Origin of the sequence: Pseudomonas sp. TH43 (assembly GCF_016650635.1) — a bacterium.
In the GTDB taxonomy this organism is placed as follows: domain Bacteria; phylum Pseudomonadota; class Gammaproteobacteria; order Pseudomonadales; family Pseudomonadaceae; genus Aquipseudomonas.
Genome location: NZ_JAEKFI010000004.1, coordinates 2,191,831 through 2,206,600, shown reverse-complemented (window position 1 = coordinate 2,206,600; position 14,770 = coordinate 2,191,831). Strand labels below are relative to the sequence as shown.

7 protein-coding genes and 1 pseudogene are annotated in these 14,770 nt (G+C 59.5%); 3 read left to right on the top strand and 5 right to left on the bottom strand.

The window, feature by feature from the left end:
• Positions 1-336: 336 nt before the first annotated feature.
• Together JFT81_RS26360 and putP are read right to left on the bottom strand one after the other, a co-directional pair.
• A pseudogene (locus tag JFT81_RS26360) lies at positions 337-2,349 on the bottom strand (type VI secretion system tip protein VgrG); the annotation flags it as partial.
• Positions 2,350-2,700: 351 nt separating this feature from the next.
• The gene (gene putP / locus JFT81_RS26355; RefSeq protein WP_201230158.1) at positions 2,701-4,185 is read right to left on the bottom strand and encodes a sodium/proline symporter PutP; all 1,485 of its coding nucleotides are present in this window, start codon (positions 4,183-4,185) and stop codon (positions 2,701-2,703) included.
• A gap of 458 nt (positions 4,186-4,643) precedes the next feature.
• Between putP and putA the strand changes: the two genes are divergently transcribed.
• From putA to JFT81_RS26340, 3 genes are all read left to right on the top strand, one after another.
• A complete protein-coding gene (gene putA / locus JFT81_RS26350; RefSeq protein WP_201230150.1) occupies positions 4,644-8,597 on the top strand; it encodes a trifunctional transcriptional regulator/proline dehydrogenase/L-glutamate gamma-semialdehyde dehydrogenase in 3,954 nt (1,317 codons plus the stop codon).
• 242 nt (positions 8,598-8,839) lie between these two features.
• The gene (locus tag JFT81_RS26345; RefSeq protein WP_201230148.1) at positions 8,840-10,642 is read left to right on the top strand and encodes an acyl-CoA dehydrogenase; all 1,803 of its coding nucleotides are present in this window, start codon (positions 8,840-8,842) and stop codon (positions 10,640-10,642) included.
• Between the two features lie 260 nt (positions 10,643-10,902).
• A complete protein-coding gene (locus JFT81_RS26340; RefSeq protein ID WP_201228987.1) occupies positions 10,903-12,063 on the top strand; it encodes an integrase core domain-containing protein in 1,161 nt (386 codons plus the stop codon).
• A gap of 70 nt (positions 12,064-12,133) precedes the next feature.
• Here JFT81_RS26340 and JFT81_RS26335 read toward each other — a convergent pair whose 3' ends face one another.
• The 3 genes from JFT81_RS26335 to JFT81_RS26325 all read right to left on the bottom strand — a co-directional run bounded on the left by JFT81_RS26335 (position 12,134) and on the right by JFT81_RS26325 (position 14,700).
• Positions 12,134-14,071: a methyl-accepting chemotaxis protein gene (locus tag JFT81_RS26335; protein ID WP_201230147.1), complete on the bottom strand. Its 1,938-nt coding sequence runs from the start codon at positions 14,069-14,071 to the stop codon at positions 12,134-12,136.
• Positions 14,072-14,170: 99 nt separating this feature from the next.
• On the bottom strand, positions 14,171-14,473 hold the full coding sequence (locus JFT81_RS26330) for a cell division protein ZapA (RefSeq protein WP_095138056.1): 303 nt from the start codon (positions 14,471-14,473) through the stop codon (positions 14,171-14,173).
• Entirely contained in the window at positions 14,470-14,700 is a 231-nt protein-coding gene (locus tag JFT81_RS26325; RefSeq protein ID WP_201149626.1) for a hypothetical protein, read from the bottom strand. The genes JFT81_RS26330 and JFT81_RS26325 overlap by 4 nt, the downstream gene beginning before the upstream one ends.
• Positions 14,701-14,770 lie beyond the last annotated feature (70 nt).

The window sequence follows — 14,770 nt, the reverse complement described above, 5'->3', positions numbered from 1 at the left end:
CTCATAGTGACGCGATACAAACTCAGCTTCCGCATCGCTCAAAGGTTCGAACGCCGCATCAACTTTCTGCGCCGCCTCCATCAGCAACGCCTCTTCTCGAGTGCATTGCGTATTTCGTGGATCGCTGAGGACGATCAGTTGCCCAGGTTTGGCGTATTGGGTGAGTTGCGGATTGAGGCTACGAAATTTCTCCAGCACGGACGGATCTGGCTGCGGGAACAATGTGGATTCCAGTGCAGACCGCGACATTCCCTGTTCAACAATATGAAAGCCCGGCTCAGCGCCCGAAGGTGCCGGCCGGGCTGAGGACTTTGGGGGTGGCGACAACGTGTCGGGCGCCGGGCAGAGGCCATTCTTACACCGCTCGCACTCTTCGCAGAACGGCGCATCGCTTTTCAGGCTCATGATCTGTGCCGGCGTGAGGATGGCGGCGGGCGCTGCTGTCAGCTTCTCAGGCAACCCTGGCACAACTGGCGCGGCACTCATGGCCACCATCGGCGCACCACCGACCATGATCGGCACGCTACTGAAAATTCCGCCGGGGCCGATGTTGATCCACTGCCCGCCCGCCTGAATCGTCGCGCTCGCGCCGCCGTCGATCACCACTTGCTGGCCAGCGCTGACATGGAACTGCCCGCTGGCGCTGAGCGCCTGACTGCTCACGCGAATATGCCGGTCGCCGGTCACGGTCAGGTGATCGTCTTGCCTCACTTCGGTCTGTCGCTGGCCGTGGGTGATGCGTTGTTCGTCGGCCTTCAATTCGTGCCGCGCGGTGCCGGTGACGACAATGCTGCGCTGGTTATCGACCTGCACCTGTTGATCGTGTAACACGTGCTGCGTCCAGTTGCGCTGGGCACGCAGGTAAATTTCTTCGGCGCCTTTGCGGTCCTCGATGCGCAGTTCGTTATAGCCCCCGCCGCCGGGACTGCTCTGGCTGCGGAAAATGCTGCGGGTCTTGTCCGCCGGCAGATCCAGCGGCACTGGCGTCGCGGCGTTCGGCAGGCAACCCATGACCAGCGGTTTGTCGGCATCGGCGTCGATGAAACCGACCAGCACCTCCATGCCGACCCGTGGGATCAGCACACTGCCGTAACGATCATGGGCCCAGCCACTGGCAACACGCAGCCAGCAACTGGAATGCTCGTTCAACTCGCCATCACGATCCCAGGCCAGTTGCACCTTGACCCGGCCGAACTCATCACAGTGGATCTCGGTGTCTTTCGGACCGGTGACAACGGCCGGTTGGTAACCGAGCATTCGTGGTTTTTCCGGGCCCAGCGGCGGGCGAAAGAACACTGCCCACGGCGTGGCGAGAAAGGTATTACGGTAACCCTGGAATTCTTCCCCGTCGCTGGTGACCGATTCCTCCAGCACTTGCGGCTGTCGGCCATGGTGTTCAACGGCGGTGAGTAGCCACAGATCATTCCAGTCCTGACGTGGATGCTCGGTAAGTTGCAGGAAATGTCCGCAAACCAGCGAGGATTCATCGCTGATGCCCTCGGCCTGACGATAATCGGCGACATGTCGCTCATGTGCGCGCTGGGCGAGGTGCTTGCCCGTTTCACGATCGTTGAATTGGCCAGGAAAGTGATAGTCCTCAAGTACCGGCCGCTGTTCCCCGTCGATGCGGCTTTCCAGTTGCAAGCGCGGTTTGATGAAGTTGTAGTCGCGCCGTGTAACCACGCTGGTACGCGTTTCCACGCGCACGTTGAAACGCTTGATGGCCGGGGCACCACCGGCCATGCCACTGCCGGGCAGATAGAGCGTTGGTTCGGCCAGTCGGGGAAACACGGTCTGGTCATCGCCGAACACCAGGCGATGCCCCTCGGGGCTGTGCTGAAAGTGGTAGTGGATGCCGACTTCGGCGCACAAGCGCTGGATGAACGCCAGATCGCTCTCGGCGTACTGCACACAATAATCACGCGGCGGGTAGTCGCTGCCGAGCTGGAATTCGAAGGCATCGCGCAGGATCGCATGATCCTTGAGGATCCTCTCAACGATTTGCGGAACGCTGAGGTGCTGAAAAATCCGCTGATTGATCCGATGCCCAAGGTACGTCAGACGCGGGACCAAGCTAAGGTGATAACGCGTCAGACGTTTTCCGGAGTCGCCCTGCCCGACCTGATAAATCTGACCGTGGACGCCGGAACCGTCCGCATCAAAACTCAGAAACGCCTGACAGTGCAGCAGGCTTTCGAGGTCCAGATCCGGTCGTTCACTGACCAGCTCCAGCTCGAAGCGAAAGGGTTGGCTGATGGCTTCCTTGCCCGTGAACTCAAGGACTTTGAGGTCGTGTTGGGCGCCTTCAAGGGTCAACGTGAAGCGCGGTTGATTGGCAGGCGCGAACATCCGATGTTTCTCTGCAGAGTGAGGGCGGGCGATTCTGCATGAGGCGCAAGGGTGATTGAGCGGACGACGGGGAAATCAGATTTGCCCTACTTTCTTTGCTGAAAACCCCTGCAAATATCGGCGCATTCAACTACAGACAAATCCCCAAAACCACCGCCGAACCCTGTGGGAGCGAGCCTGCTCGTGAAGGCGGTACACCAGTCAACACATTCAGTGCATGAACAACCGCATTCGCGAGCAGGCTCGCTCCCACAATGGATATCCACCGGATTCGAGAAATCACAGGCAATAAAAAACGGCCCGTTCCTTGTAGGAGACGGGCCGTTTTCAGGTGAGCCGAAGCTCAGTGCATCACTTGTTCAGGTTGAAATCTTTTTCCGCCGCTTCGAAGCGCATCACCATGCCTTTGCTTGGCGAACCGAGCTTGCTGACGATGAAGATCGCCAGGCTGGCGAAGATGAAGCCCGGGATGATTTCGTACAGACCCATCACCTCGAAATGCTTCCACACCACCACGGTGATCGCGCCGACCAGGATACCGGCCAGTGCGCCGTCGCGGGTCATGCCTTTCCAGATCACCGAGATCAGGACAACCGGACCGAACGCAGCACCGAAACCGGCCCAGGCGTACGACACCAGGCCCAGTACACGGTTTTCCGGGTTGGCGGCCAGAGCGATCGCGATCAGTGCAACCAGCAATACCATCGCGCGGCCGACCCAGACCAGTTCAACCTGGGAGGCGGATTTGCGCAGGAAGGTTTTGTAGAAGTCTTCGGTCAGGGCGCTCGAGCACACCAGCAACTGGCAGCTCAGGGTGCTCATCACAGCAGCCAGAATGGCCGACAGCAGTACACCGGCAATCCATGGGTTGAAGAGGATTTTCGCCAGTTCAATGAACACACGTTCGTGGTTCTCGGTCACGGGACCGGCCAGCTCAGGGTGCGCCGAGAAGTAAGCGATACCGAAGAAACCGACGGCCACGGTGCCGCCCAGGCACAGGATCATCCAGGTCATGGAAATGCGACGCGCCTTGGCGATCGATTTCACCGAATCCGCTGCCATGAAACGCGCGAGGATGTGCGGCTGACCGAAATAGCCCAGACCCCAACCCATCAGCGAGATGATGCCGATGAAAGTGGTGCCTTTGAGCATGTCGAAGTTGCTTGGATCCTGGGCTTCGATCGCCAGGAACGTGGTATCGACGCCGCCAGTGGCCAGCAGGACGATGATCGGCGTGAGGATCAGCGCGAAGATCATCAGCGTGGCTTGCACGGTGTCAGTCCAGCTCACCGCGAGGAAACCACCGATAAAGGTGTAGGCAATCGTCGCCGCAGCACCGGCCCACAGCGCAGTCTCGTAGGACATGCCGAAGGTGCTTTCGAACAGACGGGCACCGGCCACGATGCCGGAAGCGCAGTAGATGGTGAAGAACACCAGGATCACGATCGCCGAGATGATCCGCAGCAGGCCGCTGTTGTCTTCAAAACGGCTGGCGAAATAGTCCGGCAGGGTCAGGGCGTCGCCGTTGTGCTCGGTCTGTACACGCAGACGGCCGGCAACGAATAGCCAGTTCAGGTAGGCACCGATGATCAGACCGATGGCGATCCAGCTTTCGGACAGACCGGACATATAGATGGCGCCCGGCAGGCCCATCAGCAACCAGCCACTCATGTCGGAAGCACCGGCAGACAGCGCGGTGACGACGCTGCCCAGGCTGCGACCGCCCAGAATATAGTCAGAAAGGTTGTTGGTGGAGCGATAGGCCATCAAGCCGATCAGCACCATTGCTGCGATGTAGATCACGAACGTGATCAGAGTTGGATTGCTTACGCTCATTGAGTTACGCCCTGGCTTTGTTTTTATGTAGCGGCGGTGGTGAACCGCTCGCAAACGACGACGTTTGGCAGACGATCCGGGATCCGGCGCATTTAGGACTGATGTTTCCCCAGGAAAGCCATCAGCCGGTACACCGGGTTATTCCCGGTTGCACCTAGGGCGCGAATGCTATGCAACAAAGCAAAACAGGTGCAACCAGTTTTTTGAGAATAAGTTGCACCTAGTCGGAATTATCGGCAATCACCCTGTTTTTGCTCCCTTTTAGCGCAGTCACGGCCCTTTGCTAGAAGCAAAAGCACCAACCAGGAGCAGCACTTTCGTACCAGAAAATAATTCCTGACGAGCTGCCTATTATTCCGACAAAAAAAGGGTTGCACCCGGTTGCACCTCTTTCAGCGCACGGCTAATCTTGCCGCCAGCTGATGCCACGCAACTGTGGCAACCATGAGGATAAAAATATGGCTACCACCACCCTTGGGGTCAAACTCGATGACCCGACCCGCGAGCGCCTGAAGGCGGCCGCGACCTCGATTGATCGCACACCGCACTGGCTGATCAAGCAGGCAATTTTCAATTACCTGGAAAAACTCGAGGGTGGTGCAACCCTGACCGAGCTGAACGGTTTGACCGCCAAGGACGCCGATGAGGCGGGCGAAGTCCACACCGATCACGCCCACCAATGCTTCCTCGAATTCGCTGAAAGCATCCTGCCGCAATCGGTACTGCGCGCATCGATCACTGCCGCTTACCGTCGCCCTGAGCCGGAAGTCGTACCAATGCTGATCGAGCAGGCGCGTCTGCCGGCTCCGATGGCCGAAGCCACCAACAAGCTCGCCGCCTCCATCGCCGAAAAACTGCGTAACCAGAAAAGTGCCGGCGGCCGTGCAGGCATTGTTCAGGGCTTGCTGCAGGAATTTTCCCTGTCGTCCCAGGAAGGCGTGGCGCTGATGTGCCTGGCCGAAGCGCTGCTGCGCATCCCGGACAAGGGCACTCGCGATGCGCTGATCCGCGACAAGATCAGCACCGGCAACTGGCACCCGCACTTGGGCAACAGCCCTTCGCTGTTCGTCAACGCCGCCACTTGGGGCCTGTTGCTGACCGGCAAGCTTGTGTCCACGCACAACGAAGCCGGCCTGACTTCGTCGCTGAGCCGCATCATCGGCAAGAGCGGCGAGCCGATGATCCGCAAGGGCGTCGACATGGCCATGCGCCTGATGGGCGAGCAGTTCGTCACCGGCGAAACCATCGCCGAAGCACTGGCCAATGCGAGCAAGTTCGAAGCCAAGGGCTTCCGCTACTCCTACGACATGCTCGGTGAAGCGGCACTGACCGAGCACGACGCGCAGAAGTACCTGGCGTCGTACGAACAAGCCATTCACTCGATCGGCAAAGCCTCCCACGGTCGTGGGATTTATGAAGGCCCGGGCATTTCCATCAAGCTCTCGGCACTGCACCCGCGTTACAGCCGTGCGCAGTACGAGCGTGTGATGGACGAGCTGTATCCGCGTCTGTTGTCGCTGACCCTGCTGGCCAAGCAATACGACATCGGCCTGAACATCGACGCCGAAGAAGCCGACCGTCTCGAGCTGTCGCTGGATCTGCTTGAGCGCCTGTGCTTCGAGCCGCAGCTGACTGGCTGGAACGGCATCGGCTTCGTGATCCAGGCTTACCAGAAGCGTTGCCCGTACGTGATCGACTACGTGATCGACCTGGCTCGCCGCAGCCGTCATCGCCTGATGATTCGTCTGGTGAAAGGCGCGTACTGGGACAGCGAAATCAAGCGCGCTCAGGTCGAAGGCCTGGAAGGCTATCCGGTCTACACCCGCAAGGTGTACACCGACGTTTCCTACATCGCCTGCGCACGCAAACTGCTGTCGGTGCCGGAAGTCATCTACCCGCAGTTCGCCACGCATAACGCCCATACGCTGTCGGCCATTTACCACATTGCCGGTCAGAACTATTACCCCGGCCAGTACGAATTCCAGTGCCTGCACGGCATGGGCGAACCTTTGTACGAGCAGGTTGTAGGCAAAGTTTCCGAAGGCAAGCTGAATCGTCCGTGCCGCGTGTACGCGCCGGTCGGCACCCACGAAACCCTGCTGGCGTACCTCGTACGTCGCTTGCTGGAAAACGGCGCGAACACTTCGTTCGTCAACCGTATCGCCGACCAGTCGATTTCGATTCAGGAATTGGTGGCCGATCCGGTAGCGCAGATCGAGCAGATGGCGACCGTGGAAGGTGGTTTCGGCCTGCCGCACCCGCGCATTCCGCTGCCGCGTGACTTGTACGGTTCTGAACGCGCCAACTCCAGCGGCATCGACATGGCCAACGAACATCGTTTGGCCTCGTTGTCCTGCGCATTGCTCGCCACCGCTCACAACGACTGGAAAGCCGCGCCGATGCTCGGTTGCGCTTCCAGCACCGAAACACCTGCACCTGTGCTGAACCCGGCAGACCACCGTGATGTGGTCGGCCACGTTCAAGAAGCCACGGTTGAAGACGTCGACAACGCCATTCAATGCGCCCTCAACGCTGCACCGATCTGGCAGGCCACCCCGCCGGCCGAACGCGCGGCGATTCTGGAACGCGCCGCTGATTTGATGGAAGGCGAGATCCAGCCGCTGATGGGCCTGCTGGCTCGCGAAGCCGGCAAGACCTTCGCCAACGCCATCGCCGAAGTCCGCGAAGCCGTCGACTTCCTGCGTTATTACGCGGTGCAGGCACGCAACGATTTCAGCAACGACGCCCATCGCCCACTGGGTCCGGTGGTGTGCATCAGCCCGTGGAACTTCCCGCTGGCAATCTTCAGCGGCCAAGTCGCTGCGGCATTGGCTGCCGGTAACCCGGTTTTGGCCAAACCTGCAGAGCAAACTCCGCTGGTTGCCGCTCAAGCCGTGCGTTTGCTGCTCGAAGCCGGTATTCCGGAAGGCGTGCTGCAACTACTGCCGGGGCGCGGTGAAACCGTCGGTGCCGGTCTGGTTGGTGATGAGCGCGTCAAAGGCGTGATGTTCACCGGTTCCACCGAAGTCGCGCGTCTGCTGCAACGCAACATCGCTGGCCGTCTCGACAGCCAGGGCCGCCCGATTCCGCTGATCGCCGAAACCGGTGGCCAGAACGCGATGATCGTCGACTCCTCGGCACTCACCGAACAAGTGGTGATCGACGTGGTGTCCTCGGCCTTCGACAGCGCTGGTCAGCGTTGCTCGGCACTGCGCGTACTGTGCTTGCAGGAAGACTCCGCGGATCGCGTCATCGAAATGCTCAAAGGTGCCATGGCTGAAAGCCGTCTCGGCAACCCTGAGCGTCTGTCCGTGGACATTGGCCCGGTGATCGACGCCGAAGCCAAGGCTGGCATCGACAAGCACATCCAGGGCATGCGCGACAAAGGTCGCAACGTGTACCAGGTGGCGATTGCCGACACCGAAGAAGTCAAACGCGGCACCTTCGTCATGCCGACCCTGATCGAACTGGAAAGCTTCGACGAACTGCAACGCGAGATCTTCGGTCCGGTGCTGCACGTGGTCCGCTACAAGCGTAAAGAAATCGATCAACTGATCGGCCAGATCAACGCTTCCGGTTACGGCCTGACCCTCGGCGTGCACACCCGCATCGACGAGACCATCGCCAAGGTGATCGACAACGTCAACGCCGGTAACGTCTACGTCAACCGCAACATCGTTGGTGCTGTGGTCGGCGTGCAGCCATTCGGCGGCGAAGGCTTGTCGGGCACTGGCCCGAAGGCTGGCGGCCCGCTGTATCTGTACCGTTTGCTGGCGACGCGTCCTACCGATGCGATCGAACAATCCTTCGCTCGCGGTGATGCTGCCGTGGCACCGGATGTTCGCCTGCGTGATGCCATGAGCAAGCCGCTGAATGCCCTGAAAGCCTGGGCTGACAGCAACAAGTTTGCTGACCTGAGCAGCCTGTGCGCGCAGTACGCTGCGCAGTCGCAAAGCGGCATCACCCGCGTGCTGGCCGGCCCGACCGGTGAGAAGAACAGCTACGCGATCCTGCCGCGTGAGCACGTGCTGTGCCTGGCGGAGGTTGAAGGTGATTTGCTGACGCAACTGGCAGCGGTGCTGGCGGTAGGCGGTTCGGCGGTATGGCCGGAGTCCGACATCAGCAAGGCATTGTTCACACGCCTGCCGAAGGAAATTCAGGCGCGGATCAAGCTGGTTTCTGACTGGAACAAGGATGAGGTGGTGTTTGATGCGGTTCTGCATCACGGCCATTCCGACCAGTTGCGCGGCGTTTGCCAGCAGATTGCCAAGCGCGCCGGTGCGATTGTCGGAGTTCAGGGCTTGTCCCAGGGCGAGACCAACATTGCGTTGGAGCGACTGGTGATCGAGCGCGCGTTGAGCGTCAACACGGCGGCGGCGGGTGGTAATGCCAGCCTGATGACCATCGGCTAAACCGCTGTAACTCCAGGCGACCGCAATGGTCGCCTGGAATGAAATTCCCTGTAGGAGTGAGCCTGCTCGCGATAGCGGCCTGTCAGACACATTTATTTGACAGACAGACCGCTATCGCGAGCAGGCTCACTCCTACATTGGATTAGTGCTGCCCCCGCCTCTCCATCACCGCCATCAATCATCCTGTTCAGCCTTTATCAGCACGCCTAGACTCGGCCCAATCCAAAAAAAGGTAAGCCGCCATGTCCGAGACGCTGCTCAGTTCCCGCAATCTGGCTTTCGAGCTGTATGAAGTCCTTGATGCCGAGGGCCTGACCCGGCGCGAGCGCTTTGCCGAGCACAACCGCGAGACCTTCGATGCCGCCATCGGCACTGCGCGCAACATCGCCGAAAAGTACTTCGCGCCGCACAACCGCAAGGGCGACGAGAAGGAGCCGCGCTATGAAGATGGCAAAGCGATTCTGATCCCCGAAGTGAAACCGGCAGTCGATGCCTTCCTCGAAGCCGGATTCCTCAACGCTGCGCGAAGTTTCGACGCTGGTGGCATGCAACTGCCTACGCTGCTGTCGCAAGCCTGTTTCGCTCACTTCCAATCGGCTAACGCCGCCTCGACCTCGTACCCGTTCCTGACCATGGGTGCGGCCAACCTGATCGAAAGCTTCGGCACCGAAGAGCAAAAACAGCGCTTCCTGCAACCGATGATCGACGGTCGTTTCTTCGGCACCATGGCCCTGACCGAACCGCACGCCGGTTCATCGCTGTCGGATATTCGTACACGCGCCGAGCCGGCGTCCGACGGCACGTATCGGCTCAAGGGCAACAAGATCTTCATTTCCGGCGGCGATCACCCGCTCTCGGAAAACATCGTGCACATGGTCCTGGCCAAGCTGCCGGACGCGCCGCCGGGGGTGAAAGGTATTTCGCTGTTCATCGTGCCGAAGTTTCTGGTCAACGATGACGGCAGCCTCGGCCAACGCAATGACGTTTTGCTGGCCGGGCTGTTCCACAAGATGGGCTGGCGCGGCACCACTTCCACGGCGCTGAACTTCGGCGATAACGGTGAATGCGTCGGCTATCTGGTAGGCAAGGCGCATCACGGTTTGAGCTACATGTTCCAGATGATGAATGAGGCGCGGATCGGCGTGGGCATGGGCGCAGTCATGCTCGGTTACGCCGGGTATCTGTACTCGCTGGAATACGCCCGCGAGCGCCCGCAAGGTCGCGTGCCGGACAGCAAAGACCCAAGCACCGCGCCGGTGGCAATCATTCAGCACGCGGACGTCAGACGCATGCTGCTGACGCAAAAATCCTACGTCGAAGGGGCGTTCGACCTCGGCTTGTATGCGGCGAGGTTGTTCGACGACACCACCACGCTGGAGACCGAAGACGAGCGCAAACAGGCGCATGAGTTGCTGGATCTGCTGACGCCCATCGTCAAATCCTGGCCGTCTGAGTTTTGCCTCAAGGCCAACGAACTGGCGATCCAGATTCTTGGCGGCCACGGTTACACCCGCGAATACCCGGTTGAGCAGTATTACCGCGACAACCGGCTGAACCCGATCCACGAGGGCACTCACGGCATTCAGTCGCTGGACTTGCTCGGGCGCAAACTGGCGCAGAACGGTGGCGCGGGACTGAAGCAATTGATTCGTCTGATCGCCAACACCGCAGAGCGCGCAACCGCGTACGAATCGCTGACCGCATTGCGTGAGCCACTGGAGAAACTGGTAGCTCGCCTGCAAACGGTGACCCTTGGCTTGCTGACCGATCTGGCACAGGGCAAGGTCAACAGCAGCCTGGCGAATTCGGCGTTGTACCTGAAAGTGTTCGGGCACACGGTGATTGGCTGGCGCTGGCTGGAGCAGGCGATTCGTGCGGAGGAAGGGTTGGCCAAGGGCAAAGCGGCGGACGTCGACTTCTATAAAGGCAAGTTGCAGGCGGCGCGCTATTTTCTGACGTGGGAAGTGCCGGGTTGCCACCATGAGCTGGCGTTGTTGGAGGCGCGGGATGATACGTGTCTGGCGATGCAGGATGCGTGGTTCTGAAAACCTACCCTCACCCCAGCCCTCTCCCTCTGGGAGAGGGGGCCGACCGAGGTGTCAGACGCTATACATCGACCTGAAAAACCGCGTCGACTATGGATTCAGTACAGTACTTTCAGGTCGGTGTATTTCTCAAGCATCCCACATTCAGTCCCCTCTCCCTCTGGGAGAGGGCTAGGGTGGGTAAAGACCGGGTACATCCTTTACGTTTGAGACCGGGGACATGGTTTACAGGTATCAATCATGGTCAGGAGGTGCTGACCATGCCCTGGAATCAAGAGTCCCCAATGGATCAACGAGTGAAGTTAGTCAGCGACTGGCTTGGCGGCAGTTTCACCAAGAGCCAATTAAGCCGGCGCTATGGCGTCAGCCGTCCAACCATCGACAAGTGGCTGGAACGGTATGCAGCGCTGGGCGTGGATGGCTTGAAAGAGCAATCGCGTAAGCCATTGAATTGCCCTCATCAAACGCCCGACGAAATCATAGCCACGCTGCTGACCAAGAAAAACGAGCATCCCGATCGGGGGCCTAAGCAGATCATTGATCGTCTGCGCGTCTCCGATCCGGATATCCACTGGCCGGCCGCGAGTACCGCCGGGATATGGTTGAAGAAGGCTGGTCTGGTCACTGCGCGGCGCCCCTATCCCGTGCGCCCACGCGCTCCGACGCATTTGCGTCCGGTCGACCAACCCAATCAGACCTGGTGTGCCGATTACAAAGGGCAATTCAAAATGCAGGATGGCAATTGGTGCTATCCGCTGACCATTACCGACCAGATGAGTCGCTATCTGCTGCTTTGCCGGGCATTGCCCAGCACGCATGGGGAGCCCACGCGGCAGGGCTTCGAGTGGGCCTTCCGGGAGTTTGGGTTGCCGGATGTGATTCGCACGGACAATGGCGCTCCCTGCGCATCAACGGGTTTGGCGCGTTTGTCGAAGTTGTCGGTGTGGTTCATCAGGCACGGAATTCACGTCGAGACAATTACACCTGGCCGTCCCGACCAAAATGGCCGGCACGAACGGATGCACCGAACGCTGAAAGCAGCGGTATTACGAACACCTGCGGAAAATCTTGTGCGCCAGCAATTGGCCTTTGAGGATTTCATCCAGGACTTCAATCAGGTTCGACCGCACACCGCGTTGGACATGAAGCCACCCGCTTCGGTGTATAGCCCGTCGTTACGACCCTACCCCGGTTACCTGCCAGCGGTTGAATATGGCACTGACGTTGAAGTGCGTAAGGTTCGTTCGAACGGAGAGTTCAAATGGAAAGGACAGCTGATTTTTCTGGGAGAGGCACTGATCGGCGAAGAGATCGCGCTGAAGGAGGTGGCTGATGATGTGTGGGAGTTGTACCTTTGCACCTTCTGTTTAGGCAGGCTTGAACGCGGCGCTAAACGCGTAGCAAGCCTGGAAAAGGTGTAAACGATGTCCCCGGTCTAATGTGTAAAGGATGTACCGGTCTCTACAGTGAGGGGCTTTTCTGATTGAACACTTAGCTCAGCTTGAACCCACCCATCTGCCGCGCCAGATCATCCGCCAGTCGCTGCAACATCTGACAATCCTCACGACAAGCCCGAACCTCCCCCGCCGTCGCCCGCGCCAGATCGGAAATGCCCTGCACGTTGCGGTTGATCTCTTCAGTCACCGCCGACTGTTCTTCCGTCGCCGTCGCCACCTGATGGTTCATGTCACTGATGCGCTCGACCTGCCCGGTAATCGCCGTCAGCGAAGCTCCGGTACGCTGGCTCGACTCAACCCCGGTGCCCGTCGCCGCCTGCCCCGTGCGCATCGATGACACGGCGTTTTCCGCCCCCTGCTTGAGGCTGCCGATCATCTGCTGAATCTCGTCAGTGGACGCCTGAGTCCGCCGTGCCAACGTCCGGACTTCATCAGCAACAACTGCAAAACCACGCCCCATATCTCCGGCACGCGCGGCTTCGATAGCTGCGTTCAAAGCCAGCAAATTCGTCTGTTCGGACACCCCGCGAATCACCGCCAACACCGAATCAATCGACGCCACTTGATGCGCCAGTTCACCCACCGCGCCCGCTGCCAAGCCAATCTCATCGGACATGCTTTCAATGTGCCGAATCGAACCGCCAACCACTTCACGCGCCTGCATGGCTTCATCGCGCGCGGTTTGCGAGGCGAGCGCCGCGTTGCCGGCGTTCTGCGCGATTTCCTGCACGGTCAGGCCCATTTCATGAACGGCCGTGGCAACCATGTCGGTCATTTCCTGCTGACGGCCGGAGCGCTCGGCAGTGTTATCGACAACCTTGGCCACTTGCCCGACAGCCGTGCGCAAACGCTCGCTGGTGGTCAGCACTTCGGCAATCATCCCGCGCTGGCTATCGAGGAAGCGGTTGAAGCCCCGCGCCAGATCGCCCAGTTCATCAGCGCGACTGGAATCTAACCGATGGGTCAAATCTCCCCCACCGCTACCGATTGCTACCAGCGCGGCTGTTACCTGACGAATCGGCCGCACCAAACCCTGCGCCAGCCAGACCACCAACGCCAGGCACACCAGCGCCACGGCCAGACCGATGCCGCCGCTCATCCACATCGCTTTGCGGGCTTCGGCATAGATTTGCGACTGCGGCACTTCGGCCACCAGGGTCCAGCCCAGATCACGCAAGGGCAGGCTGAAGGCGAGGAAATCCTCTCCCGCTCTTTGGAAGCTGCTGCTTACGGCAGTTTTTTGACCCATGACGGCCTGCGCGGCCGAGGCACCGATCTGCTCTGTAAGGGTGCGTTTACCGCTGAACTGCGCCTCGGGATGCACCTGGATCAAACCATCGGAACGCACGAGATAGACCTTGCCGCGCTCGCCGAAGCTGAAGTTGTGGATCAGCTCGGACAGCTCTTTCATGCTCAAGCCGAGTCCGGCAACGCCGACAACTTTGCCAGCCTGCTCGACCTTCAAGTCAATGAACAGCGCCAACTCGCCGGTCGCGCCATCGTTGTCGATATTGAGGGTGCGCGGCTGCTGACTGTCGAGGAAAGAGTAGAACCAGGCATCGGCAGGTTTGGCGCGACTGAGGGTGCGATCCAGGCCTTTTTCGGTGATGTAATGATTGGATTCGGTGCCGATGATCAACGCCGTAAAAGCTTTGTGTTCGGCGCGAATGCCTTCCAGATACTGCGCAAAGGCTGCTGTTTTGCCGCTGTCTTCACCCGACGCGAGCCAGTCGCGAACCATGGTGTTGCTGGCAATGTCTTTGGCCGCCGTCAGCGGTTGCACGAGGATGCGTTCGATGTCGTTGCGCGTCGCTTCGATGCTCGACGGCAATGCTTGCTCGACCAGATAGCTCTGGGCGAGGCGGTTGACCACCAGGGTATAAATGCCAACCACGATCAGGATGCTGACCAGCAGGGCGGTGCCCATGCTGAGGATCAGCTGCCATTGAATACTGCGTCGCCACAACTGCATGGAGCACCCCCAAAGAATAAGTGGCCGAAACGATGCAACAGCCGTGCCGATTGTATACAACTCAATCAACAATCTATTCTTTGGTTGTGCGCAAACCCATCAGCCCTGATTGATGGTCTTGGCGATGGTGTCGACCGTGGCGCTGACTTGCTCTTGGTAACGGTCGAGTTCTTCCTGGTGCTGCTTCTTCATTTCGATCTGCTGCGAGCACAGATTCATCGCTGCCAGCACCAGCAAGCGGTCACCGATCAGCGTCGGGTATTTGCGTTTGGTGTCGGCCAAAGCGGCCTTGAGCATCAATGCCGCGTCCAGCAGGGTCTGTTCTTCCCCGGCCGGTGCCTTGATCGAATAGTCCTCCCCAAGAATGGAGATGACCTTTACCCCTGCTGTGCCGTGGTTCATGCGCTGACAGGACCTGCGTTGACGCGATCAACCAGGGCCTGAATGCGCGCGGCGGTGGCGCCGTGCTTTTCTTCCTGTTCCATCAGGTTCAGTTGCAGGCTTTCGTTTTCATCCTTGGCCTGGGCCAGTTCCGTGGTCAGGGTCTGGTTGGTGTGTGCCAGGGTCTGGTTCTGTTGCACCAGGTCGCTGACGAGCTGTTCCAATTGGCTGAGGGATGCTTCCAACATTTTGATCTTCCAAGCGTTTTTCAAAGGGCGCGTACGATAAAGAAAAGTCACCACAGATGCCAGGGTTAAA